Here is a 22824-nt window from a genome sequence, read left to right as displayed (position 1 = left end):
AAAAAATGCCTGCAAAAAATTGCAGACATTTATTTTAATTATTAAATCTAATTATTTAGTGAATTTCAAAGGATATTTTACATTTTTGATATCATCAATGCTTGCTTTTAGGGAACCTACGGCCAATTCAGCTTTTAACAGCATCGGAATATGGTTTGCATCATTGGAAACCCACATGGTAACGCCTTCTTTCTCTTTAAAAACCCTTCCGCTTTTTACGGACGGAATAATTTTTAAACAATTGATAGTCCCAAATTTTGTTTTCAAATTTTCTGTACCTGTTACTTTCAGCTGGAAAGGAAACATTTCGTCGTCTATCCAGACATTCATGTTGATAACTGTTCCTACTTTTAGTTCACCCGGGCTTTTGCTTCTCAGATAATAAAAGCATGAAAGCATATCCTGAACACCTTTTACAGATTTGATCACTTTTGACCCGTTGGCAGGCGTTTTCTTATCAGTTAAAATTAACGTATTGTTATCATGGTTAAAAACCGTCTCAAAATGTTGAGAATAGCTTCCTTCCTTTACATTTCTTACATAAAAGCTTGGTAAACCTGTATTTACATTAATAAAGCTTTCATAAAGATCATCTACTTTAAAAAAAGCTTTTACAGCACCCGTTGTCTGTCCCGTTCCTTTTGCATAGAGATGTGGAACTCCTTTATAATTGGTTTTTTGGGTTGTGAGGGTGGCTGTTCCGGCATTTAGGAACCCATAGTGGATCCTGAAAGTAATGGATTCGCCGTGTGCAATATTATCTATCTGGCCGAAACCGAAACAGAATATAAATACTGCAATAAAATTCAAAATTTTCTTCATAAATAAATTTTTGCAAAAACACTGCCAATTTAAAACCTTAAATTCTAGATATTTGATAAATCTCAGTTTTTTATTTAGAATGAATTAAATATGCTTAGCATTAAAATTAGTAAATTTGCAGCTACAAGTATAATTAATTTATCTTAATAAATATGATAACTACCGATATATTGATCATAGGAGCGGGACCTACGGGACTTTTTGCAGTATTTGAAGCTGGTCTTTTAAAAATGAAGTGTCACATTATTGATGCGCTTCCTCAGCCGGGCGGGCAGCTGGCCGAGCTTTATCCCAAAAAACCTATTTTCGATATTCCGGGTTATCCTTCTGTAAATGCAGGTGAGCTTGTTGATAACTTAATGGAGCAGATCAAGCAGTTCCAGCCCGGATTTACCCTTGGTGAAACAGCTGTTTCCTATACAAAAGTAGATGATGAATGGTTTGAAGTAGTAACTAATAAAGGAACGGTTCACAGAGCAAAAGCTATTGCAATTGCGGGAGGTTTGGGAACTTTCGAGCCAAGAAAACCGACTATCGAGAACATTGCTGATTACGAGGAAAAAGGTCTTGAATATTTTGTGAAAGAACCTGAGCATTTCAGAAATAAGAAAGTGGTAATTGCTGGCGGAGGAGATTCTGCGCTGGATTGGAGCATTTTCTTATCTAATGTAGCGAGTGAGGTGACTTTGATCCACAGAAGAAATGAATTCCGCGGGGCTTTGGATTCTGTAGAAAAGGTTCAGGAGCTGAAAAATCAAGGGAAAATTAAATTAATTACTCCGGCTGAAGTTACGGCAATCAAAGGTAACGGAAAAGTGGACGGAATTACTGTAGCTGTTGATGGCCAGGATCCGTATGATATCGAAACTGATTATTTTATTCCATTGTTCGGACTGACTCCAAAATTAGGAGAAATCGGAAACTGGGGCTTGAACATCGAAAAAAATGCGATCGTTGTAAATAATGCATTGGATTATCAAACTAATATCGACGGGATTTACGCAATCGGGGATATCAACACATATCCCGGAAAGCTGAAGCTTATCCTGTGCGGTTTCCACGAAGCTACTTTGATGTGCCAGAGTGTTTATAACAGATTGAACCCGGGTAAAAAATACGTATTAAAATATACAACGGTAAGCGGTGTAGACGGATTTGACGGAAGCAGAAAAGAGGCTGAAAAGGCAGTTGTGAAAAAAATTGACTAATTTTGCAAAATTATGTCAGATATCAATATAAAAATCACCGATAGAGAAGGGGTAACCCATAATGTAGTGGCACCTACAGATATGTCCATGAACCTTATGGAAATTATCCGTTCGTATGAATTGGCAGAAGAAGGAACCATTGGTGTTTGCGGCGGGATGGCGATGTGTGCTTCCTGTCAGGTATATGTAATTAATGATCCCGGGCTTGAACCGATGGGTGATGAAGAAGATGCAATGCTTGGAGAAGCGTTCCATGTGAAAGAGAATAGCAGATTGGGCTGCCAGCTGCACATAGCAATGGAAATGGAAGGTCTTGAAGTGGAGATTGCGCCTTATCCGTAGAAATTTTAATTTTAAATATAAACAAAAAACCGCCTGTTGTAGGGCGGTTTTTTTTGTTTCAATTTAACTTGAATAAATCAAACCTCCTCTTTAGAAATCCATTTTCCAACCACCGGAGCCTCATAATTTTTCATTTTCTCTAATAAATCATTAATGTCATCACTGATAAGCAGCATATCACGATTAATTTCTTTTAGGAAGCCTTTATCAACCATCGTTTGAACAAGCTTAATTAAATCATCATAAAATCCGTTGATATTTAAGACAGCAATCGGTTTTTTATGTAATCCAAGCTGAACCCAGGTAATCATTTCAAAAAACTCTTCTAAAGTTCCGTAGCCGCCGGGAAGAACAATAACTCCGTCGCAGAGTTCATTCATTTTGGTTTTCCTTTCGTGCATGGATTCTACTAAAATAAGCTCTGTGAGGTTTTTATGAGCTATTTCTTTTTTTTGTAAAAAGTCAGGAAGAACGCCAATAACTTTTCCATTTCCCTGTAAGGCTCCATCTGCCACTGCGCCCATCAGGCCGACATCTGCACCGCCATATATCAGCTGAATATTTTGTTTTGCTAAAGTTTTTCCAAGTAAAGCTGCCTGTTCTTTATAAATATCTTCCGACCCAAAACTTGAGCCGCAGAATACCGTGATGCTTTTCATGATTCTAAAATTTTTAATTATTGTTAAAAGTGCTTCGATAGGAACAGCATGACACTGCTAAAAATAATATTTAAAAACGATTAGTATTAGATATGTCATGCGGAGCTTGTCAAAGCATATACGCATATTTAGTAATTAAAATAAAAATATCCAAAATCAAAACGACTTTGGATATTCAATATTGCAATTACAGGCTTATTTTAAAGGAATATTCGCTAAAATATCTTTAGTGAAAGCCCAGAATTTTTGTGCTGAAGGTATATTTGCTTTTTCATCAGGCGAATGCGCTCCGCGGATTGTAGGTCCGAAGCTTACCATTTCCATTTCAGGATAGTTGGCTCCGATGATTCCGCACTCCAGACCGGCATGGCATGCTACAACGTGAGGTTTTTCACCGAACTTTTCCGTGTATAATTTCTCCATCAGCTGGACAATTTCAGAGCCCGGTTTTGGTTTCCAACCCGGGTAAGAGCCGCTGAATTCCACTTTCATTCCTGCCAGTTCTGCTACAGATTTCAGCTGTTCTGATACAGAATTTTTAGATGATTCTACAGAAGAACGGGAAAGGTTTAAAATTTTAAGCTCTCCGCCTTTTAATTCTACTCTTGCTACATTATTTGAAGATTCTACAAGATCTTTTACATCCGGGCTCATTCTGTAAACTCCGTTGTGAAGAGACTTAAGCGCCAGAATTATTTTCTTTGAATCTGCCTCTGATAAAGCTTTTTCGGAAGATGTAGCGTTTTCAATATTAATGTGAAGATTAGGCTCTATAGTTGCAAATTCTTCCAGTATTTCTTTTTTTAGTCCTGATGTAAGTTCTTCAATAAATTCATTTGCGTTTCTTACGGAGGCAATAGCAACGGCTTCTCTTGGAATTGCGTTTCTCAGCCCGCCACCGTCAATAGAAATCAACTGAATATTTTCTTTTTCCAATGCTTTATACAGAAGTCTTCCTAAAATAATATTGGCATTTCCGAAACCTTTATGGATATCCATTCCGGAGTGACCACCCTGTAATCCTTTTACTTCAAATCTTACAATTTGGCCTTTTGCTACTTCAGTTTCATAGGATTGTGTAATGGTTACATCAATTCCTCCTGCACAGCCAATATCAATTTCATCATCTTCTTCTGTGTCAAGGTTTAATAGAATCTGGCCGGTTAACTGGCCAGGCTTTAATCCTAAAGCGCCCGTCATTCCCGTTTCTTCATCAATGGTAAAAAGAGCCTCAATATCAGGATGCGGAATGTCTGAACTTTCCAGAATTGACATAATGGTAGCCACTCCAAGGCCGTTGTCTGCCCCTAAGGTCGTACCTTTTGCCTTTACCCAGTCACCATCGATTTCCATCTGAATTCCCTGTGTATCAAAATCAAAATTAACATCATTGTTTTTCTGGCAAACCATGTCCAGATGCGACTGTAAAACAATGGATTTACGGTTTTCCATTCCCGCAGTGGCAGGTTTTTTAATGATTACGTTTCCTACCTCGTCTACAGTAGTTTCCAATCCAAGATTTTCACCGAATTCTTTGATGAAAGCAATTACTTTTTCTTCTTTTTTTGATGGTCTTGGAACGGCATTTAATTTGGAGAAATTTTTCCAGATTATTTGCGGTTCTATTGCATTAAGTTCCATTGAATTTTTATTTTTATCAAAATTACGAAATAAAAAATGCTTCCGTAAACGGGAAGCAATATTTTTGCTAGAAGCTGGTTAACATCCGCATTCACCGTAGATAGGCATTGTTTCCACTGTACCGTCCGGTTTTTCGATGGTTAGTGTACCTTCAAACAGCAAAGCCTCTTCACTTTTTATTTTCTTGCCTTTTACGGAGATTTTGTAGTCATCATTTTCAATTTCCTTGGTCAGTTCCTCGTCTACTTCCATGTCGCTTGATGAGATAAGATTCATGGCAAGTCTTTTTCCGTCCAGCTTCATGTAAGCAGTTTTGCCTGCATCGTCAGCATAAATATATTTTTCTGCTTCGAAATCTGCCTTGTTTTTAGCAAAATAACATGAACATTCTTTAATTTCTTTTGGAAAAGGAAAGTTTTCAACTGTAATTTTTCCTGAAGAAACTTCTGTTTTGGCAGAATCTTGTACCGTTATAAGAGAATCCTTTCCAGATACAGAATCCTGAACCGTTTTCTTGTCTTTTTTACAGGCAACCAACACGATTGCTGAAAAGAAAATAAGTAAGTATTTCATTGTTTGTGGTTTATTTTTTTTTTCATTTTTTTAACCTCTGGCTCTTTCCAGAAGAGTCATCATCAATAAGGAAAGAATGATCACGCTTTCTTCTTCATCATCAATGTCAATCAGCCTGTCCAGTTGGAATCTTCTGCCGAAGAAAGACGGCATTTTTTTAAGTTTAAAATATTCTTTCCCGTCTATTCCTTTTACAGTGTAAGAAGGATTCAGGAAATATCCTGTAAACATTCCTATAATCGGGATTTCGCTTACAAATCCGTCGAAAAATTTTGTCCAGGCGTTGTCTTCTGTAATTGTAAATTTTTGTTGATCATTGGCGTCAAGAATATCATAGCTGGACTTCCAAAGCGATCTCATCCCTTTTCTGGCCAGTCTTCCGAAGCTTTTGCCTGTTGCAATTTCGCTTATAGAATAAGACGCATTAAAATCGATCCATTGATTTGCTTTGATTCTGAAAAGCTCCTTGGATTTGCTTTCGTCATTAAAAACGATTACATCTTCCTTTAGTTTAAACATTTTTTGGCGAACGTATGCTACATAGCTGCCGTTTTTATCGGTGATATTAAAATCACTGGATAATGTTGTAATCTTAAATTTAAAATCCAGCGGATAATTTAAATTGTTAAGTACCATTTTTAGTTTATTTTCAAATTAATATTTAGATGGTCAAAGATAGAGGTTTTTTATTTAAGAAGGAAGCCTGAAGACGGGAGATGGAAGTCTTTTCAAGTTGAAAATCCATACGTCGGATATGAAACAAAAATTCTATTAAATTGATAATTAAACTATTTCATAATTTACAACTTTTATCGTTATTTTTGTGCTATGGATTATCCAAGTAAAGTTTTGGCGAAGGCGGTGGATGAGATTTCGGGATTACCCGGAATTGGCAGGAAAACGGCTTTACGTTTGGCATTACATCTTTTGAAACAGCCCAATTCCAGAGCAATGAGCCTGGGAAATTCCCTTATTAATCTTGTAAATGAAATAAAATACTGTAAAGAATGTCATAATTTCTCTGATTTTGAGATCTGTGAAATCTGCAGTAATGAGAAGAGAATAGATGAGGTTATCTGTATTGTGGAAGATGTACGGGATGTGATTGCGATTGAAAATACAGGAAAATACACAGGGAAATATCTGATTCTGGGCGGGAAAATTTCTCCAATGGAAGGAGTAGGACCTAATCAGCTCAATATTCCAAGCATTGAGAAAAAGCTTAACGAGGGGCGGGTTAAAGAATTTATATTTGCTTTGAGCGCAACAATGGAAGGGGATACCACGGCTTATTATATTTATAAAAAATTTAAAGGGTTTAATGTGAATTTTTCAAGCATTGCAAGGGGAATTTCAGTGGGAGACGAGTTGGAATATGCCGATGAAATTTCGCTGGGAAGATCTATTATGAACAGGCTGCCTTATAATGAGGGAAATCCTTGATCTAATTAAAAAAACACAACTCTTACATGAAAAAAATGTATGTATTATCCCATCCCGCTTTAAAGAATTTGATTACTTTTTGTATTTACCTTGTTATAAATACTTTGTTTATTGTAAAATATGGGGAAAGTTATAATATCATTATTCTTATCGGGTATCTGATTTTTATTTCTGGATTAAGTTTTTTTTACATTAAAGTAAAATTAGGCGACATTTTCTATAAATCATTTTTCTGGTTAGGAATTATTTCATTTTTCTTTGTAAGTGTTTATGTTAACTATAAAGTTGATGGAAACTCACTGAATGTCGATCGCTGGTCTGCTATGGAAATTGGTATAAAAGCTATTTTGAACAGCCAGTATCCCTACAATATTCCGGATCATATGGGAAGAGAATCTTCTAATTTACCGGTACTGATCATATTAGGAATGCCTTTTTACCTGGTTTTTGGGAGTGTGGGATATTTGCAGTCCTTCGTTTTTTTACTTTTTTCCTATCTTGTTTTTACCATTTTTAAAAATTATAAAGAAAGATTAGCAGTTATAATTTTACTTTTTATTTCGCCAAGTTATCTTTGGGAAGTATATGTAAAAAGTGATTTATTTTCTAATTTTATTATAATTTCAGCCTTTACTTATGTGATTTGGAGAAAGTTTTTAACGAAAAATGAAATAAAACCTGAAATTGCTTCTTTTTTTTCGGCTTTGATATTACTTACGAGACTTTCTTCAGTTATTCCATTAATTATTCTTTTATTTAAAAAATATATAGATCTTGCTGTAAAAGAGAAAATCCGGTTTGCTGTTGTTTTTATTCTTACAATTTGTGGGATAGTTTATTGGTTCTTTCATAATGCGCCAAGTTATGATGTTTTTATTAAACATAATCCATTAGTTATTCAAGGGGCAAAACAACCTTTATTTCTCAGTCTTTCTTATATTGTATTAGCTTTCGTTCTTTCTTTCAGAATAAAATCTTTTTACGATATTATATTTAGATCTGGAATATTACTTTTTATTTGTGTTTTTCTTCCGTTTTTACTGTTTTTCGCAGAATATGGTTATACGAATATGATCACAAATTCTTTTTTTGATCTGAGTTTCTTTAATATGTCTATGCCTTTTGTAATACTTAGTGTAGTTTACGGAGTTTTTAAAAATAATTTTAAAGAAGATTAAATGATTTCTGTGATAATTCCAATGTACAACGCGGAAGGATCGATTATCTCTGCGCTGATGTCAGTAAAAAATCAGACCTTTGCACAAGATCAGTTTGAGATTATAATAATAAATGACGGCTCAGGAGATGGAAGTAAAGAGGCTGTAGAAAATTATATCAGAAAGAATTCACAGATGAATATTATTCTTCTTCACCAGGAAAACGGAGGAGTTTCTAAAGCTAGAAATACAGGATTAAGAACAGCAAAAGGAGATTATATTGCTTTGCTTGATGCTGATGATGAGTGGCTTCCGGAAAAGATTGCCAAACAGGTTAAAATTCTTGAAAATAATTCGCATATTGATTTTTTGGCAACGGCAAGAAATAATAACAAAATTCTTTTTCCATACAAGGTTAAAGATGGTATGGCTGAGATTACTTTCAAAAAGCTACTGATAAGAAATGAAGCGCAACCGTCTACAGTCGTATTTAAGAAAAAAGTATTAGAGAATACAGGATTGTTTGATGATGAACAGAGATATGCTGAGGATGTTAATTATTGGATGAAAGTATCTCTAAAAAATAAAATGTATATCTTGGACGAAAGTTTAGTGATTGTAGGAAAAGGTAAACGTTCTTTTGGGGTTTCCGGCTTATCTGCAAATCTTCCGGAAATGGCAAAAGGTTTTGAAAAAAATCTTAAGGAAATGTATCTGTTAAAAGAAATAAACTTTCTTCAATATCTTTCATTCCGGCTGTTTTACAAAGCAAAATATTTACTTTTGCTAACCAGAACTTTTTATTATAATTTAAATAAAACAAAAAAATAACATTTTCACAAATAGCATGAAGGTACTTATTACTGGAGGAGCCGGATTTATAGGAAGCAAGTTGGCTTTAGAACTTAAAAAAACAGGCTATGAAGTCACGGTTTTAGATAATCTTTCTTCGCAGATTCACGGGGAAAATCCTGAGGAAGATTCTCCATTATATAAGAATATTTTGGGCAAGGTGAACTTTATAAAAGGAGATGTTATTAATTTTAACGATTGGGAGAGGTCAATAGATAGTCAGGATGTTATTGTACATTTAGCAGCTGAGACGGGAACCGGACAATCCATGTATCAGATTGAAAAATACACAGAAGTGAATGTCTCTGGCACAGCTATGATGCTGGATCTTCTTGTAAATAAACCACATAGTGTAAAGAAAGTAATAATTGCGTCATCAAGAGCGGTTTATGGAGAAGGTAAATATTTGCATCCGGAATTAGGGCTTATTTATCCCAAACCAAGAAATGTAGAAGAAATGAGGAATGGGAAATTCGATATTATTTATCCTGATGGACAAGTACTTACGCCTCTTCCTACAGATGAAGAATCAAAAATACATCCTACTTCCATCTACGGGATTACAAAATATGCACAGGAACAAATGGTAATGACTGCATGTTCATCAATGGGAGTATCTCCTGTGGCTTTAAGATTTCAAAATGTTTATGGTGAAGGACAATCTTTATTAAATCCTTATACAGGAATTTTGTCCATATTTTCTTCTCAGATTCTTAACGGAAATGACATTAATGTATTTGAAGACGGAAAAGAATCCAGAGATTTCATACATGTGGATGATGCGGTGAAAGCAACAATAAAGTGCATAGAAAGTGATGCTGCTAACGGTGAGATTTTCAACGTGGGAACCGGTGTTTCTACCGCAGTAACTACGGTGGCAGAAAGTCTTAGGAAATTTTATAATATTGATTTTGAAATAAATATTTCAGGACAGTTTCGTTTAGGAGATATTCGGCATAATTTTGCGGACATCAGTAAGATTAAAACAAGATTAAATTTCCAGCCGGAAATCTCTTTTGAAGAAGGAATGTCAAAGTTTACCAACTGGGTGCTTCAGCAGAATATTCAAGATGTAAAATTCAAAGAATCCCTGGAAGAGATGAAAGTAAAAGGACTTTTGAAATGAAAGGTTTAAGGGGTAAAAAAATACTTTTTTTATCGGTAAGCTTTTTTAAGTACGAAAAAGCTATAGCGAAAAGACTTTCAGAACTTGGGGCTGAGGTAGATTTTTATGATGAAAGACCATCAAATTCAAATATTTCTAAAGGAATTATCAGATTTAATAAAAAGCTATATAATATTAAAATAAACAGATATTATAAGCAGATATTAAATGAAATTAAAGAAAAAAAATATGATTATTTCCTTTTAATTAAAGGTGAAGCTACTCCTGATTTTTTTCTTCAGGAAATAAAAGCTAACAATCAAAATATAGAAATGATTTACTATAATTTTGATCCATTGGCAGAATATCCTAACCTAATTTCACATCTGGATTATTTTGACAAAAAATTTACATTTGAGTATGATGATTCAGTAAGATATAATATAGGCTTCAGGCCTCTTTTTTTCCTCGATGAATACAAAAGCTTACAAGAGCAGACTCAGCCTGAATATGATATTGTTTTCATTGGCAGCGCCCATACAGACCGCTATATAGTGGGAGAGAAGGTTAAAGAAATATCAGATAGACTAGGCTTGAGATCATTTTTCTTCTATTATGCAATGGGTAGGCTTGCTTTTCGATTAAAGAAATTAGTTGATAAAAATTTAAAACAGTTCGACATTAATAAAGTAAGCTTTGATAAGCTGAATCATAATCAAATCATAGATTTTTATAGAAAAACAAAATCTGTTCTTGATATCAATAAGCCTTTCCAGAAAGGGTTAACAATAAGGACTTTTGAAGTTTTGGCTTCAGGAAGAAAGCTTATTACGACTAATCCTGATATTGCAAATTATCCCTTTTATGATAAAAATAATATTTTGATTATCAATCGGGAAGACATTCAGCTTAAAGAAGATTTTTTTTCTACCGGTTTTGAAGAAATACATCCTGAAATCCTTTACAATATGTCATTGGACTCTTTTATAGAATGTTTGTTTATTTCGGATCAGACAGATTATTGGAATACTTTCAGAAAAAAATAGATAAAAAAAGCAACTCCATCGAGTTGCTTTTCATTTTATATAAAAATATTATTTGCTTATTTAGCCGGTGTCTGAGCTGGCGTAGAAGATGCCGGAGCAGACTGTGTTTTTGCAGGAGCTTCTTTTTTCACGGGAGCTTGCGTAGGAGCAGCTTGTGAAGGTTTTCCTGTAATTACAACACTTAAAAGAATAAGAACGATGATTACAGCGCCCAAAGTCCATGTAGATTTTTCCATGAAATCGTTGGTTCTCTGTACTCCAAACTGTGCGGAAGAAGCACCTCCGAAAGTACTGGAAAGACCTCCTCCTTTAGGGTTTTGAGCCATAACGATGATTACCAGTAAAATGCTGGCGATCATTACAAGAACCATCAATAGTATAAATATAGAATCCATTAATTTGATATCTTTTAGAATGGGCAAATTTAATCTTTTTTTACTGAACAACAAAAAAAGATAGGTGCAAATATTGAGAAAATAAAAGCGGCAACCGAAGGTTGCCGCTTTTTCTCTGAAAATTCAGTGAGTTTTATTTAAAATCAGAATCTTTTGCCTGATTTACTTCGTAAGATTTCACCTTCATCGTCATATCCATTCCCATTTGGGTTACAGAGATGGTATAAGGCATTTTCACACCCGCTACATCCTTATAATCAGAAAAAGTGGAAGGGATTTCAACTTCCTGTCCCTGAGCTTTTACTTTTTTTGTCTCTCCGGTTTTTAATCCTGTTTTTACGCTGTAATAATAGGTAGTATCACCACCTTTCACAACATAAGAATCTTCACCATTGATCTTCTCAATTCCTGCTACTTTGTAATCAGGAGATTTAGCAAAACCAAGCTCTTCGAAAAGTTCAGTGTTTTTCATCTTTTCAGCGATTTGCTCGGCTTTCATTGGTACTTTCTGGCCCATTTGCTCAGAATATCCTGTTTTTCCGTCGAAAACCTGCTTCTGAACCACCTGTCCCATTGCTGTTACAACAGTTGATTCTTTACCACCCTGAGCTTTAATTAATTTAAAATCAATATTTTGCCCCTGCATAGTCATAGAAGCATTTGCTGTATAGGAAGAAATTTTAGAAAGATTAGCTTTTCCGCCGATAGCAGCAATATATTTATCAGCAATAGAAGCTACCGTTACGTTAGCATCTACTTTCTGTGCAGTTGGTTTAGCAACAGGATTTGCGTCTTTGTCATAATATTTTACAGGGTAACCCAGTTTTTCCAAGCCTTCAGAAATATCAGAAGCTTTACCGGCGATAAAAATTCTGCTTTGGTTTGGTAAAATAGTATTTTTTACTGCATTGGAAACATCCGCAGCTGTTACTTTATCAATGGATTTTAAATAATTTGTATAAAAATCAGAAGGCAGATCCTGTACTTTTTGGTTTAAAGCAAATCTTGCGATGGTTGCAGGCTGCTCCAGAGACATGATGAAAGCACCTTTCAGTTTAGCCTTAGCATTTTCCAGCTCTTCAGGTTTTACAGTAGAGATGGCATTAAGCTCATTCATAAACTCTTTAACCGCTTTATCCGTAACCTCGTTTCTTACGCTTGCACTTGCAGAGAACTGTGGAGAATATTTGCTTGCACTCAGGTTGGAATAAGCTCCGTAAGTGAAACCGTTTTTCTCACGAAGATTCATGAAAAGTCTTGCTTCACCACCGCCGCCAAGAATATAATTAGCGATTGTTGCAGAGAAATAGTCAGGATCCTTCATTTTAAGGTTGTTCAGGTTGTTTACTGAAACCACTGACTGTACGGCAGTAGGTACATCTACCACGTTGATTTCCGTTGCAGCAACATTAGAAGCATGCTCTAATTGTGAAACCGGAGTGTTGGCTTTTTTCCATCCGCTGAATGCTTTTTCCACCAATGGCTTCACTTTATCAAACTTTACATCTCCTACAATTACTAAATAAGCATTGTCTGGAGCGTAATATTTTTTATAGATATTCTGTACATCTGCAAGCTGGATTTTGTTGATAGATTCTACCGTTTCAAATTCTCCTCTTGACGTGTTTTTTCCGTACATTAAAGCATTAGATACTTTAGATGCAATAGAAGAAGCATTCTTTTCTTCAGATTTTAAACCTTCGATTGCTCTTTCTTTAGAGTTCTGGATTTCTTCTGCAGAAAATTTAGGATTAATAATAGCATCAGCCATTAAGCCTAATACTTCAGGGAAATATTTTGAAAGAGAGTTTGCAGAAGCCCCATTTGAAGAGAAACCAAGGTTAGCTCCAAGATAATCTACCTTTTTGTTGAAGGCATCCTTGCTCATGTTTGTAGTTCCGTTTTCGAACTGTTCTGCCATGATTTCGCTTACTCCTACCACGCTTCCTTCATAATATGGAGCTCTGTCCATAGAAAGGCTTGCGCTTACTCTTGGTAATTTATTGTTTTCCACTACCATTACGGTAAGGCCGTTCTTTAATTGGAAAGTTTTTGGCTTGGCAATGTTGATCGCAGGGGTAGGCCCCGGTTTTGGCATTGCATTAAGATCAATTTTTTGTGCTGAAACCATTCCTGCGAAGAAAAATGCTGCAGCTATATATGTTAATTGCTTTTTCATTTGTAAAAATTTAATTTTTGATAATCATTTTAAAGAATTACTTCTTTTCAGGCACGTAATTAATGATTATTCTTTGGTTGGAATTAAGATACTTTTTAGCCGCATTTTGAAGATCCTGTCTTGTGATAGATCTGTAAATGTCGATTTCCTTGTTGATAAGGTTAGTGTTCCCCATCAATACATGGTTGGTAGCCAATGAAGCTGCAATTCCCTGAATGCTTGAGTTAGCATTTACAAATTGGTTTTCATACTGATTCTGAAGTTTCTGATAATCTTCTTCAGAAATTAAAGACGTCTGAAGCTTTTTGATCTCAGCATCGATGTCTGACTGCAATGTCTGTTTTGTGGTCTGCCCCATCGGGATTGCAAAAAATGCAAAAATTCCGTAATCTTCAAGACCCTGGTTGAAAGCAGCTACCTGAAGAGCTTTTTTCTCCTGATCTACTAATTTTTTATACAAAACAGAAGATTTTCCGTTGCTTAAATAAGAAGAAAGCATATCAAGGATATACGCATCTTTTTCTTTGTTACCCGGTGTTCTGTATGCAAAAACATAAGCCGGAAGCTGAATATTCGGATCTGTGGCAGTTACTTCTTTTTCCTGAGTGATAGGAGCATCTTTCGGGAAATTTTTAGGGTAAACTGTTCCTTTTGGAATTCCTCCGTAATATTCCTGAATCCATTTTTTAGTCTGCTCAGGCTTGATATCTCCCGCAACTACTAAAGTAGCATTGTTCGGAACGTAATATTTTTTATAGAAAGCCTGGAACTCATCTAATTTTGCCGAGTTCAGATCCTCCATAGACCCGATTGTAGGCCAGTTGTATGGGTGATTGGTAAATAAATTTTTCTGAATTGTTGTGAAAAGATTTCCGTAAGGCTGGTTATCCATTCTCAATCTTTTTTCTTCTTTTACAACCTCTCTCTGAGTATCTACACCCACCTGATTGATCACGGCGTGACGCATTCTTTCTGCTTCCATCCAAAGACCCAGCTGTTCGTTGTTGGAAGGGAAGGTTTCGTAATAATATGTTCTGTCGTTTGTAGTGTTGGCATTATTTTGGCCTCCGTTTGAAGAAACTATTTTGAACCATTCACCTCTTTTGATGTTGGGTGTTCCTTCGAATAAAAGGTGCTCAAAAAAATGGGCGAAACCAGTTCTTCCTTTTACTTCATCTTTTGCACCTACGTGGTACATTACCCCCGTAGTTACTACCGGTGCAGAATTATCCTGATGAAGAATTACGTGAAGACCGTTTGGTAAGTCATACTCTTCAAATTTAATTTGTTGTGCGTTCAGGGCCATTCCAAAGAAAGCCGCTGCAGCAACAGATAGAAGTCGCTTTTTCATAAAAGTAGAAATTGTTTTGTCAATGAGTGTCAAAAATACGTTAATTGTTACATTTTTAAAAATAAAATATTACGTGTTAACTAGGTTATTTAAATATTTATTGAAAAGTGGTATCAAAAGTTTAAACAAAAACTGAAATAAAAATTAATTTTGCAATCATAAAACATTAGAATGAAAAATTTCTTGAAATACAATGTTTCTCAGGACTCTTTGGTTACCTTATTCAGCCAGGCCCCGGTTGCGCTGGCACTTCTGATCGGGGATGATTTTATAATAAATAAAGTTAATCCTCAGATGCTGGAGCTTTGGGGAAGGGACGAATCGGTTATCGGGAAGCCTTTATTTGATGTTATTCCTGAAATAATATCTCAGGGATTTACAGAAATATTGGATAATGTTTACAAAAAAGGAGAAATATTCAAAGGAAATAAATGGCCTGTTTTTCTGGACAAATATGGAAACTATGAAGAGCACTTTTTTAACTTTATTTATTCACCGGTTTATAATGACGATAATAAGATAATTGGGGTAAGTGTAGTAGCGACTGAGGTTACAGATCAGGTAATTTCTGAAAGAAAACTTCTGGAAAGTGAGTATCGTTTTGAAGATATGGTGAAGAAAACAGATTATTCCATTGCAATTTACCGTTCGGAAGACCTTTATATTGAGCTAGCCAACGAGCCCATGCTGAAAACCTGGGGAAAAGATGCCTCGGTAATCGGGATGAAGCTTGAAGATGCCCTTCCGGAGCTTGAAGGCCAGCCTTTTATCGGTATTCTTAAAAATATATTTAAAACAGGAGAAACATATACTGCTACCGAAGACCAGGTAGACCTTATTGTTGATGGCAAGCTGCAGACGTTTTATTACAATTTTTCTTATAAACCGTTAAAAAACTCTTCAGGAGAGGTATATGCCATTCATAATATGGCCGTAAACGTTACGGACCTTGTGGCGGCAAGGAAAGAAATTCAGGAAAGTGAGAAAAAATACCGTGATCTGGCGGATTCTATGCCGCAGTTTGTCTGGACCTCAGATCGTGAAGGAAATATTACCTATATCAATGATAATTGGTATAAATACATGAATTTCAGTAGAGATGAAAATGCCAATGAAGCCATCAGGAAACTTATCCGGCCGGAAGTATATCCCGAAATTCTCAGGATATGGGAAGAGAGTGTAAGAACCGGACAGCCTTTTGAGGTAGAATATGAATTTCAGGATCCGCAGAATCCGGAAATATACAGGTGGTTTTTGGGAAGAGCGGTCGCCAATTTTGATGATAAAAGCCAGATTAATCAATGGATAGGAACTTTTACTGATATTGATGATTTTAAACAATTACAGACTCAGAAAGATAATTTTCTTGGTATTGCAAGCCACGAGCTGAAAACGCCGCTTACCAGCTTAAAGCTCTATACCCAATTTATAGAAATGAACCTCCAGAAACAAGGCGATCTGAAAAACGCCGAAGTCGCTAAAAGAATGAATGGCCAGATTGATAAGCTTACGGAACTGGTAAATGATCTTCTGGATGTAACGAAAATTCAAAACGGTAAAATCCAGCTTAATGAATCTGAATTTGATTTTGATCAGCTCGTAGATGAAGTCATTGCCGAACAGCAGATGACGGCAAGACATAAAATTTTATTCAATAAAAAACAAATAGGACGGGTAACAGCAGACAGGCACCGGATTTCTCAGGTAATGAGCAATCTTATCAGCAATGCCATTAAATATTCTCCTGATGCAGATGAAGTTCATGTTTCTACGGCGGTGGAAAATAATATGATTACATTTTGTGTGAAAGATTTCGGGATAGGAATACCGGAAGATAAGCAGTCTAAAGTTTTTGAACAGTATTATCGGGTAAGCGGAACAAAAGAGCATACATTCCCAGGTTTAGGGCTGGGACTCTATATTTCATCCGAAATTATTAAAAGAACGGGGGGGAATATTTCTGTGCGCTCCGTTGAGGGAAAAGGGTCTGATTTTTGTTTCAAAATTCCCAAGCTAAAAGTATAAAAACCATGAGTAATTCTGTAAAAGTTGTGGTATTGGACGACAGTCCCGCAATCGTAGATTCCATAGAAATGATGATGGAAATGGAAGGATTAAGTGTAGCTAAATTTTATAAAGGTTCGGATATGCTTAATTCTTTGAAACCAGATGCAAAACCAGATGTTATCCTGATGGATATGTGGCTTTCCGGAGAAGACGGAAGGGATATCTGCCGCACCATAAGAGCAGATAAGGGTCTCAGGGATATTCCTGTTCTTATCATGTCAGCGAGCCGCGGGCTTGAGCAGTCTGCATTAGATGCCGGTGCAGATGATTTTATTGCAAAACCTTTTGATATGGGAGATATGATCTCGCGTGTGAGGTCTTACATTAAATAATTTTAAGGTTAATATCGGCTTAAATGCACCAATTTTTCCGTCGGGATTTATAATGTGTCTGAAAATCATTACAGATGATTATACTAAAATTTGAATTCTCCATAGAATACACTAATTTTGTGTTCCTAAATTTTTTTTTGCAGCATGGAGGATTATTTGAAAGGACTGAATGAATCACAATTTGAAGCCGTTACCACTTTACAGGGACCATTGATGGTTCTTGCAGGAGCAGGTTCGGGGAAGACACGTGTGCTTACGATGCGTATCGCCCATTTGATCACAAATGGAGTGGATCCTTTTAATATTCTGGCCCTTACCTTTACCAACAAGGCGGCAAAAGAAATGAAGGAACGTATTGCAAAAGTAGTGGGGCAGAGTAATGCCAGAAGCCTTTGGATGGGTACTTTCCACTCTGTTTTTGCAAGAATTCTGAGAAGCGAGGCTCATTATCTGGGATATCCTTCCAATTTTACCATTTACGATCAGCAGGATGCTCTTAATGTCATCAAAAAAGTCTTGAAAGACATGAATATTGATGCTGATTTGTACAAGCCCAAAAAAGTTCAGGCAAGAATTTCTACTTATAAAAATAATCTGATTACCGTAAAAGCATACTTCAACAATCCGGAATTGATAGAAGCGGATGAAAAAGCCAATATGAAATTCATAGGGCAGATTTATCAGCGGTATGTAGAACAATGTTACAAAAACGGGTCAATGGATTTTGATGATTTATTATTAAAAACCAATGAGTTACTGACGCGTTTCCCGGAAGTTCTGGCAAAATATCAGGATCGTTTCAGGTATATCTTGGTGGATGAGTACCAGGATACGAACCATTCTCAATACCTGATTGTAAAAGCTTTAGCCTCAAAATTTGAAAACATCTGTGTGGTGGGAGATGATGCACAATCTATTTACTCTTTCCGTGGAGCCAATATTTATAATATTTTAAACTTTAAAAAAGATTATCCGGACGCCATTACGGTTTCCCTTGAACAAAATTACCGCTCTACACAGAATATAGTAAATGCAGCCAATGTGGTAATTGCTAAAAACTTACAGCAGTTTAAGAAAAATGTTTTCAGTGAAAACGAAGAAGGAGAAAAAATTAAAGTCTACCGCTCACTTTCTGATGCCGATGAAGCGAATTTCGTGGCCGGAAATATCTGGGAGCTTAGAAACCGCGAACAGAGAAAATACAGTGATTTTGCCATTCTATACCGAACAAACTCCCAGACGAGAGCTTTTGAAGATGCTTTAAGAAGAAAAAACATTCCGTATAAAGTGTACGGCGGGCTTTCTTTCTATCAAAGAAAAGAAGTGAAGGATTTATTGGCTTACCTGCGTCTTTTAATCAATGAAAGTGATTCTGAAGCATTAATGAGGATTATCAATTATCCTACCAGGGGAATTGGTGAAACCACACAGAACAAACTGGTTGTTTTTGCTGATGCTCAAAATGTTTCTGTATCTAAAGTATTGGATAATCTTCCAATGTACGCGCCTCATTTAGGCTTTAACAATGGAGTTTTAAATAAATTAAATGATTTCTGGTCCATGATCAAAGCTTTTCATGTTTTACTGAAAACGGAAACGGCTTACACCGTGGCAATGGAAGTGGCAAAACGAAGCGGATTAATCAAGTTTTTAAAAGATGATCAGACTCCGGAAGGAATTTCGCGGGTAGAAAACGTCCAGGAATTAATGAACTCCATGCAGGGGTTTATTGAAGAGCAGATGCAGCTGGAAGACGGTGATCCCAGCTTATCCAATTTCCTTGAAAATATCGCACTTTCTGCCGATACACAAGATAAAGAAAGCGAGGATGATATGGTTTCATTAATGACCATTCACCTTTCAAAAGGACTGGAATTCCCGATTGTTCACCTTGTGGGACTGGAAGAAAACCTTTTCCCGAGCTTTATGAGCTCAGCAACAAGAGAGGATCTGGAAGAAGAAAGACGTTTATTTTACGTAGCGCTCACCAGAGCTGAAAAGCAGGCGTTTTTCACGTATGCAGTCTCCCGTTTCCAATGGGGGAAAATTACCGATGCCGAGCCTTCAAGGTTTTTAAGTGAAATAGACGAAGAATATATAGAATTTGTAAATCCTGCTATTGAAAAACGTTTTATTAATAATTCAGGGATAAGATCCAATATTTTTGATGAGCATCCTTCGGAAATGAGAAGCTTCAAAAAAGTTGAAAAAAAATCAATTGAAAGAAGTGACAGCTCAAAACCTATCGCAGAACCGCGCAAACTGAAACCGGTAAGCACCGCGAAAATCATTAATCCAAGCGGAGCGTCTTCGCAGGATATTGAAGTGGGAGATAAGGTTCGTCATGACCGTTTCGGAGTTGGGGAAGTGACTTTCCTTGACGGAACCGATCCTCAAAATATCAAGGCAAAAGTGGTTTTCCAGCATGAAGGTGAGAAAAACCTGATCTTAAAATATGCAAAACTTACGAAAATATAATTGTAGGGATTTAAAGAAGTATTCTTAAAAATATTAACCACAGATTACACAGATCTTATTTTTATAAAAGAATATACATAATCATCTGTGCAAATCCGTGTAATCTGTGGTAGTTTAATTAAACTAAAACTTCCACCTTACAAAAGCCTCCATCGCTTCATATTCAGCCAGGCCTAATTTATCATAAGCTTTTGCTGTTTCCCGGTTTCTGTCTTCCGCCCGCTGCCAGAATTCCCTTGCATCATCACCTGGAAAAACAGCTTTATCCTTCTGGCTCTGATGCTTGAAAATAGCCTGTTTTTTTCTTTCCAGTTCATTCGGGCTTAACGGAACAGCCATTTCAATTTCGTGGGTTTTGAATTCATGCCATGCACCGCGATACATCCACAGCCAGCAATCTTTAGCCCAGGTTTCTGTTTTTTTAAGACGTTTCATGGCTTCCAGAATAATATTGAAACAAATGATATGCGTTCCGTGAGGATCTTCGAAATCTCCGGCAGCAAATACCTGATGAGGCTTTATTTCCTTAAGCAATTGTATGGTTAAATCTATATCTTCTTCCGAAACAGAGTTTTTCCTGTTTGTTCCATTCTCATAAAACGGAAGCGATTGAAAATGGATATGATCATCCTCCAACCCGCAATATCTGGCGGCGGCAATGGCTTCACCTTTTCTGATCAGGGCTTTTACCGTCTGAATTTCCGGGATATCTGTTTCGTTGGGAACTTTTTGTTCAATAAACGCTCGCATTTTTTTATAAATCTCTTTTAATGGTGCATTATTAATATTCATTTCATTAGAAAAATCAAGATTAAATTCCATAAAACGAAGCGCATCATCATCCCAGACTGCTGTATTTCCCGAGGTTTGATAAGCGACATGCACATCATGCTTCTGATCGACCAGCCGGATAAAAGTTCCACCCATGGAAATAACGTCATCATCGGGATGTGGTGAAAAAATAAGTACCCGTTTTTTTGCGGGTTCAGCTCTTTCAGGGCGTTGGGAATCATCCGCATTGGGCTTTCCGCCCGGCCACCCGGTTATGGTATGCTGTAACTCGTTGAAAATTTGAATATTAATATTATAAACTGGACCTTTTTCAGTAGCCAGCTGTGCCATCCCGTTATTGTTGTAATCGTCTTCTGTGAGCTTTAGAATAGGTTTTTGCAATGTGTTGGCAAGCCAGATCACTGCTTTTCGGATGAGGTTATCCGTCCAGACACAATCTTTCACCAGCCACGGTGTATTGAACCGTGTAAGCTCACTCGCAGCAGCCTCATCCAGTATAAACTCCACATTTTCAGAAAGCTGAAGGTAAGTGGAAGGAACTTCACCCGAAATCTCCCCTTCCACAGCCTTTTTGATGATGGAAGCTTTTTTCTGGCTCCATGCCATCAGGATAATTTCTCTAGCCTTAAGGATGGTCCCGATTCCCATAGTGACGGCCTTTGTAGGAACAAAACTTTTGCCCCCGAAATCATGGGCCGCATCTCTTCTTGTAAGATCATCAAGGGTTACGAGGCGTGTTCCGGAATTAGGAGCGGAGCCGGGTTCATTAAAACCGATATGGCCCGTTCTCCCGATGCCTAAAATCTGAATATCCAGACCGCCAAGGCTTTCGATTTTTCTTTCATATTCCAGACAAAAAGCCGGGATTCCTTCCTGAATAATGGTTCCGTTCGGAATATGGATGTTTCCTTTCAGGATATCAATATGATTGAAAAGATTTTCATTCATAAAGGTTACATAGCTTTGCGGGGAATTGGACTGCATTGGGTAATACTCATCCAAATTGAAGGTGATCACATTTTTGAAGCTCAGGTTTTCTTCCCTGTGAAGCCTTATCAGCTCTTCATAAACGGCTATCGGGGTTACACCTGTTGCCAGTCCCAGAATAGCAGATGTATTCTCTGCCTGTTTTTTCCTGATAATTTCTGCAATGCGATGAGCTACGTGGATGGAAGCCGTTTTTGAGTTTTCGAATACGCTTACGGGAACTTTCTCGAAGCGTGTCTCTTCAAGTAAATTTAATTTCATCATTATAATGTAATTTGGTTCTTAAATATAAAAAGTTATGAATGAAATTTCAACAATTACGGCTTGTTTTTATTTAATCGTACGATTTCTGTTATTTAAATTTAAGTTTGATTTAAAAAATAAATTCTTAGTCATAAATTTTAGAATAGAATTTAATTTATATCAAATTGAGACAATAAGAAATTTGTATATTTAATGCTTAAAATATTTTCATTATGCCTAGAATCCTGATATTTTTAATTCTGACCTTATTTTACTTACCCTTATTTTCTCAAGAATATAATAGTATAAACGGCATACACTATTATGATGAAAAGATAAATAAATCTGATGCATATATTAATGAAAGATGTGTTCTGGATCTGTATGTACCGAAAAATGTTAAAAATTTTCCTACCGTAATCTGGTTTCACGGCGGGGGACTAACGGGCGGACAAAAAGAAATTCCTGAAGCTCTCAAAAATAAAGGAATTGCCGTAGTAGGGGTGAATTACAGGCTCTCTCCGAAAGTAAATGCTCCAAAGTACATTGAAGATGCTGCTGCTGCAACTGCCTGGGTATTTAAAAATATCAAAAGTTATGGAGGAAGTGAAAACCTTGTCTTTATCTCCGGACATTCTGCGGGTGGTTATCTTGCGATAATGGTAGGTCTGAACAAATCTTATCTAAATCCATACGGAATTGATGCCAATAAGTTAGCCGGTATCATCCCTTTTAGCGGACAAATGATTTCTCATTTCACAACAAGAAAGGAAAAAGGAATTGATGAGCTGGATGCAAGGATCGATGAGATGGCTCCCTTACATTTTATCCGTGCAGATGCTCCGCCGGTACTTCTGATCACCGGAGACCGTGAAAAAGAATTGCTGGGAAGATATGAAGAAAATGCTTATATGGCCAGAATGATGAAGCTTAAAGGCCACAAAGACACTACTTTGTACGAACTGGATGGCTTCGATCACGGAGGAATGGCTCAACCTGCATTTCCTTTACTGCTAAACGAAATAAAAAGAATCGAAAAATTAAAAAAATAGGATAAAAATTCATAATAGTTTATAAAGTTTAGTAAATTCTATCTCATTATAGCTTTGTCGGTTTTATGGTGGCAAAGTTTTTTTTACTTTTATTTCTTTT

20 protein-coding genes are annotated in these 22824 nt (G+C 36.4%); 11 read left to right on the top strand and 9 right to left on the bottom strand.

All coding sequences use genetic code 11. The features are described from left to right. Positions 1–51: 51 nt before the first annotated feature. Positions 52–822, bottom strand: a complete 771-nt coding sequence (locus H560_RS0106315) for a DUF3108 domain-containing protein (protein WP_027379261.1) — start codon at positions 820–822, stop codon at positions 52–54. Between the two features lie 152 nt (positions 823–974). On the opposite strand from H560_RS0106315, the gene H560_RS0106310 reads away from it, so the two are divergent. Further along, a complete protein-coding gene (locus H560_RS0106310; protein ID WP_027379260.1) occupies positions 975–2030 on the top strand; it encodes an NAD(P)/FAD-dependent oxidoreductase in 1056 nt (351 codons plus the stop codon). A gap of 12 nt (positions 2031–2042) precedes the next feature. Continuing rightward, the gene (locus tag H560_RS0106305) at positions 2043–2372 is read left to right on the top strand and encodes a 2Fe-2S iron-sulfur cluster-binding family protein (RefSeq protein ID WP_027379259.1); all 330 of its coding nucleotides are present in this window, start codon (positions 2043–2045) and stop codon (positions 2370–2372) included. A 77-nt stretch (positions 2373–2449) separates the two neighbouring features. Here the strand turns inward: H560_RS0106305 and H560_RS0106300 are convergent, their stop codons facing one another. From H560_RS0106300 to H560_RS0106285, 4 genes are all read right to left on the bottom strand, one after another. After that, positions 2450–3031: an LOG family protein gene (locus H560_RS0106300; RefSeq protein ID WP_027379258.1), complete on the bottom strand. Its 582-nt coding sequence runs from the start codon at positions 3029–3031 to the stop codon at positions 2450–2452. Between the two features lie 195 nt (positions 3032–3226). Beyond that, on the bottom strand, positions 3227–4672 hold the full coding sequence (locus tag H560_RS0106295) for an aminoacyl-histidine dipeptidase (protein WP_027379257.1): 1446 nt from the start codon (positions 4670–4672) through the stop codon (positions 3227–3229). Positions 4673–4750: 78 nt separating this feature from the next. Then, positions 4751–5245: a hypothetical protein gene (locus H560_RS0106290; RefSeq protein WP_027379256.1), complete on the bottom strand. Its 495-nt coding sequence runs from the start codon at positions 5243–5245 to the stop codon at positions 4751–4753. A 30-nt stretch (positions 5246–5275) separates the two neighbouring features. Continuing rightward, complete coding sequence (locus H560_RS0106285; RefSeq protein WP_027379255.1) at positions 5276–5881, bottom strand: LURP-one-related/scramblase family protein; 606 nt, start codon at positions 5879–5881, stop codon at positions 5276–5278. 192 nt (positions 5882–6073) lie between these two features. Here H560_RS0106285 and recR point away from each other — a divergent pair, with 192 nt between their 5' ends. The 5 genes from recR (at position 6074) to H560_RS0106260 (ending at position 10848) form a co-directional block, all read left to right on the top strand. Further along, entirely contained in the window at positions 6074–6688 is a 615-nt protein-coding gene (gene recR / locus H560_RS0106280) for a recombination mediator RecR (protein ID WP_027379254.1), read from the top strand. A 383-nt stretch (positions 6689–7071) separates the two neighbouring features. Next, positions 7072–7866: a hypothetical protein gene (locus H560_RS0106275; RefSeq protein WP_162143853.1), complete on the top strand. Its 795-nt coding sequence runs from the start codon at positions 7072–7074 to the stop codon at positions 7864–7866. Next, positions 7867–8676, top strand: coding sequence for a glycosyltransferase family 2 protein (locus tag H560_RS21200; protein ID WP_081413929.1), 810 nt, complete (start codon positions 7867–7869; stop codon positions 8674–8676). Between the two features lie 16 nt (positions 8677–8692). After that, on the top strand, positions 8693–9823 hold the full coding sequence (locus tag H560_RS0106265) for an NAD-dependent epimerase/dehydratase family protein (RefSeq protein ID WP_027379252.1): 1131 nt from the start codon (positions 8693–8695) through the stop codon (positions 9821–9823). Next, positions 9820–10848 carry a CgeB family protein gene (locus tag H560_RS0106260; RefSeq protein ID WP_027379251.1) on the top strand — a complete coding sequence of 343 codons (1029 nt, stop codon included), beginning with the start codon at positions 9820–9822 and terminating at the stop codon, positions 10846–10848. The genes H560_RS0106265 and H560_RS0106260 overlap by 4 nt, the downstream gene beginning before the upstream one ends. 56 nt (positions 10849–10904) lie before the next feature. On the opposite strand, the gene secG is transcribed toward H560_RS0106260, so the two are convergent. The 3 genes from secG to H560_RS0106245 all read right to left on the bottom strand — a co-directional run bounded on the left by secG (position 10905) and on the right by H560_RS0106245 (position 14773). Beyond that, a complete protein-coding gene (gene secG, locus H560_RS0106255; protein WP_027379250.1) occupies positions 10905–11243 on the bottom strand; it encodes a preprotein translocase subunit SecG in 339 nt (112 codons plus the stop codon). Between the two features lie 133 nt (positions 11244–11376). Further along, positions 11377–13422 carry a M16 family metallopeptidase gene (locus H560_RS0106250; protein ID WP_027379249.1) on the bottom strand — a complete coding sequence of 682 codons (2046 nt, stop codon included), beginning with the start codon at positions 13420–13422 and terminating at the stop codon, positions 11377–11379. Between the two features lie 37 nt (positions 13423–13459). Further along, positions 13460–14773 carry a M16 family metallopeptidase gene (locus tag H560_RS0106245; RefSeq protein WP_027379248.1) on the bottom strand — a complete coding sequence of 438 codons (1314 nt, stop codon included), beginning with the start codon at positions 14771–14773 and terminating at the stop codon, positions 13460–13462. A 171-nt stretch (positions 14774–14944) separates the two neighbouring features. Here H560_RS0106245 and H560_RS0106240 point away from each other — a divergent pair, with 171 nt between their 5' ends. From H560_RS0106240 to H560_RS0106230, 3 genes are all read left to right on the top strand, one after another. Beyond that, positions 14945–16798 (top strand): PAS domain-containing sensor histidine kinase, encoded by a 1854-nt coding sequence (locus tag H560_RS0106240; RefSeq protein WP_027379247.1) that lies wholly within the window; start codon positions 14945–14947, stop codon positions 16796–16798. Between the two features lie 5 nt (positions 16799–16803). Continuing rightward, complete coding sequence (locus H560_RS0106235; RefSeq protein WP_027379246.1) at positions 16804–17172, top strand: response regulator transcription factor; 369 nt, start codon at positions 16804–16806, stop codon at positions 17170–17172. 144 nt (positions 17173–17316) lie between these two features. Continuing rightward, positions 17317–19650, top strand: coding sequence for an ATP-dependent helicase (locus H560_RS0106230; RefSeq protein ID WP_027379245.1), 2334 nt, complete (start codon positions 17317–17319; stop codon positions 19648–19650). Between the two features lie 123 nt (positions 19651–19773). On the opposite strand, the gene nagB is transcribed toward H560_RS0106230, so the two are convergent. Next, positions 19774–21693 (bottom strand): glucosamine-6-phosphate deaminase, encoded by a 1920-nt coding sequence (gene nagB, locus H560_RS0106225; RefSeq protein ID WP_027379244.1) that lies wholly within the window; start codon positions 21691–21693, stop codon positions 19774–19776. A 212-nt stretch (positions 21694–21905) separates the two neighbouring features. On the opposite strand from nagB, the gene H560_RS0106220 reads away from it, so the two are divergent. Beyond that, complete coding sequence (locus H560_RS0106220; RefSeq protein ID WP_027379243.1) at positions 21906–22724, top strand: alpha/beta hydrolase; 819 nt, start codon at positions 21906–21908, stop codon at positions 22722–22724. The last annotated feature ends 100 nt before the right edge of the window (positions 22725–22824 follow it).

The sequence above is a fragment of the Chryseobacterium daeguense DSM 19388 genome (assembly GCF_000430825.1).
GTDB lineage: Bacteria > Bacteroidota > Bacteroidia > Flavobacteriales > Weeksellaceae > Chryseobacterium > Chryseobacterium daeguense.
Note: the sequence above shows the minus strand (reverse complement) of the source record. Positions and strands in the feature narration are given on the sequence as shown.

What these genes read in the sequence shown, in the direction of transcription:
- H560_RS0106315 (WP_027379261.1), bottom strand. Translation starts at nt 822, where the DNA reads ATGAAGAAAATTTTGAATTTTATTGCAGTATTTATATTCTGTTTCGGT.
- H560_RS0106310 (WP_027379260.1), top strand. Translation starts at nt 975, where the DNA reads ATGATAACTACCGATATATTGATCATAGGAGCGGGACCTACGGGACTT.
- H560_RS0106305 (WP_027379259.1), top strand. Translation starts at nt 2,043, where the DNA reads ATGTCAGATATCAATATAAAAATCACCGATAGAGAAGGGGTAACCCAT.
- H560_RS0106300 (WP_027379258.1), bottom strand. Translation starts at nt 3,031, where the DNA reads ATGAAAAGCATCACGGTATTCTGCGGCTCAAGTTTTGGGTCGGAAGAT.
- H560_RS0106295 (WP_027379257.1), bottom strand. Translation starts at nt 4,672, where the DNA reads ATGGAACTTAATGCAATAGAACCGCAAATAATCTGGAAAAATTTCTCC.
- H560_RS0106290 (WP_027379256.1), bottom strand. Translation starts at nt 5,245, where the DNA reads ATGAAATACTTACTTATTTTCTTTTCAGCAATCGTGTTGGTTGCCTGT.
- H560_RS0106285 (WP_027379255.1), bottom strand. Translation starts at nt 5,881, where the DNA reads ATGGTACTTAACAATTTAAATTATCCGCTGGATTTTAAATTTAAGATT.
- recR (WP_027379254.1), top strand. Translation starts at nt 6,074, where the DNA reads ATGGATTATCCAAGTAAAGTTTTGGCGAAGGCGGTGGATGAGATTTCG.
- H560_RS0106275 (WP_162143853.1), top strand. Translation starts at nt 7,072, where the DNA reads ATGGGAAGAGAATCTTCTAATTTACCGGTACTGATCATATTAGGAATG.
- H560_RS21200 (WP_081413929.1), top strand. Translation starts at nt 7,867, where the DNA reads ATGATTTCTGTGATAATTCCAATGTACAACGCGGAAGGATCGATTATC.
- H560_RS0106265 (WP_027379252.1), top strand. Translation starts at nt 8,693, where the DNA reads ATGAAGGTACTTATTACTGGAGGAGCCGGATTTATAGGAAGCAAGTTG.
- H560_RS0106260 (WP_027379251.1), top strand. Translation starts at nt 9,820, where the DNA reads ATGAAAGGTTTAAGGGGTAAAAAAATACTTTTTTTATCGGTAAGCTTT.
- secG (WP_027379250.1), bottom strand. Translation starts at nt 11,243, where the DNA reads ATGGATTCTATATTTATACTATTGATGGTTCTTGTAATGATCGCCAGC.
- H560_RS0106250 (WP_027379249.1), bottom strand. Translation starts at nt 13,422, where the DNA reads ATGAAAAAGCAATTAACATATATAGCTGCAGCATTTTTCTTCGCAGGA.
- H560_RS0106245 (WP_027379248.1), bottom strand. Translation starts at nt 14,773, where the DNA reads ATGAAAAAGCGACTTCTATCTGTTGCTGCAGCGGCTTTCTTTGGAATG.
- H560_RS0106240 (WP_027379247.1), top strand. Translation starts at nt 14,945, where the DNA reads ATGAAAAATTTCTTGAAATACAATGTTTCTCAGGACTCTTTGGTTACC.
- H560_RS0106235 (WP_027379246.1), top strand. Translation starts at nt 16,804, where the DNA reads ATGAGTAATTCTGTAAAAGTTGTGGTATTGGACGACAGTCCCGCAATC.
- H560_RS0106230 (WP_027379245.1), top strand. Translation starts at nt 17,317, where the DNA reads ATGGAGGATTATTTGAAAGGACTGAATGAATCACAATTTGAAGCCGTT.
- nagB (WP_027379244.1), bottom strand. Translation starts at nt 21,693, where the DNA reads ATGATGAAATTAAATTTACTTGAAGAGACACGCTTCGAGAAAGTTCCC.
- H560_RS0106220 (WP_027379243.1), top strand. Translation starts at nt 21,906, where the DNA reads ATGCCTAGAATCCTGATATTTTTAATTCTGACCTTATTTTACTTACCC.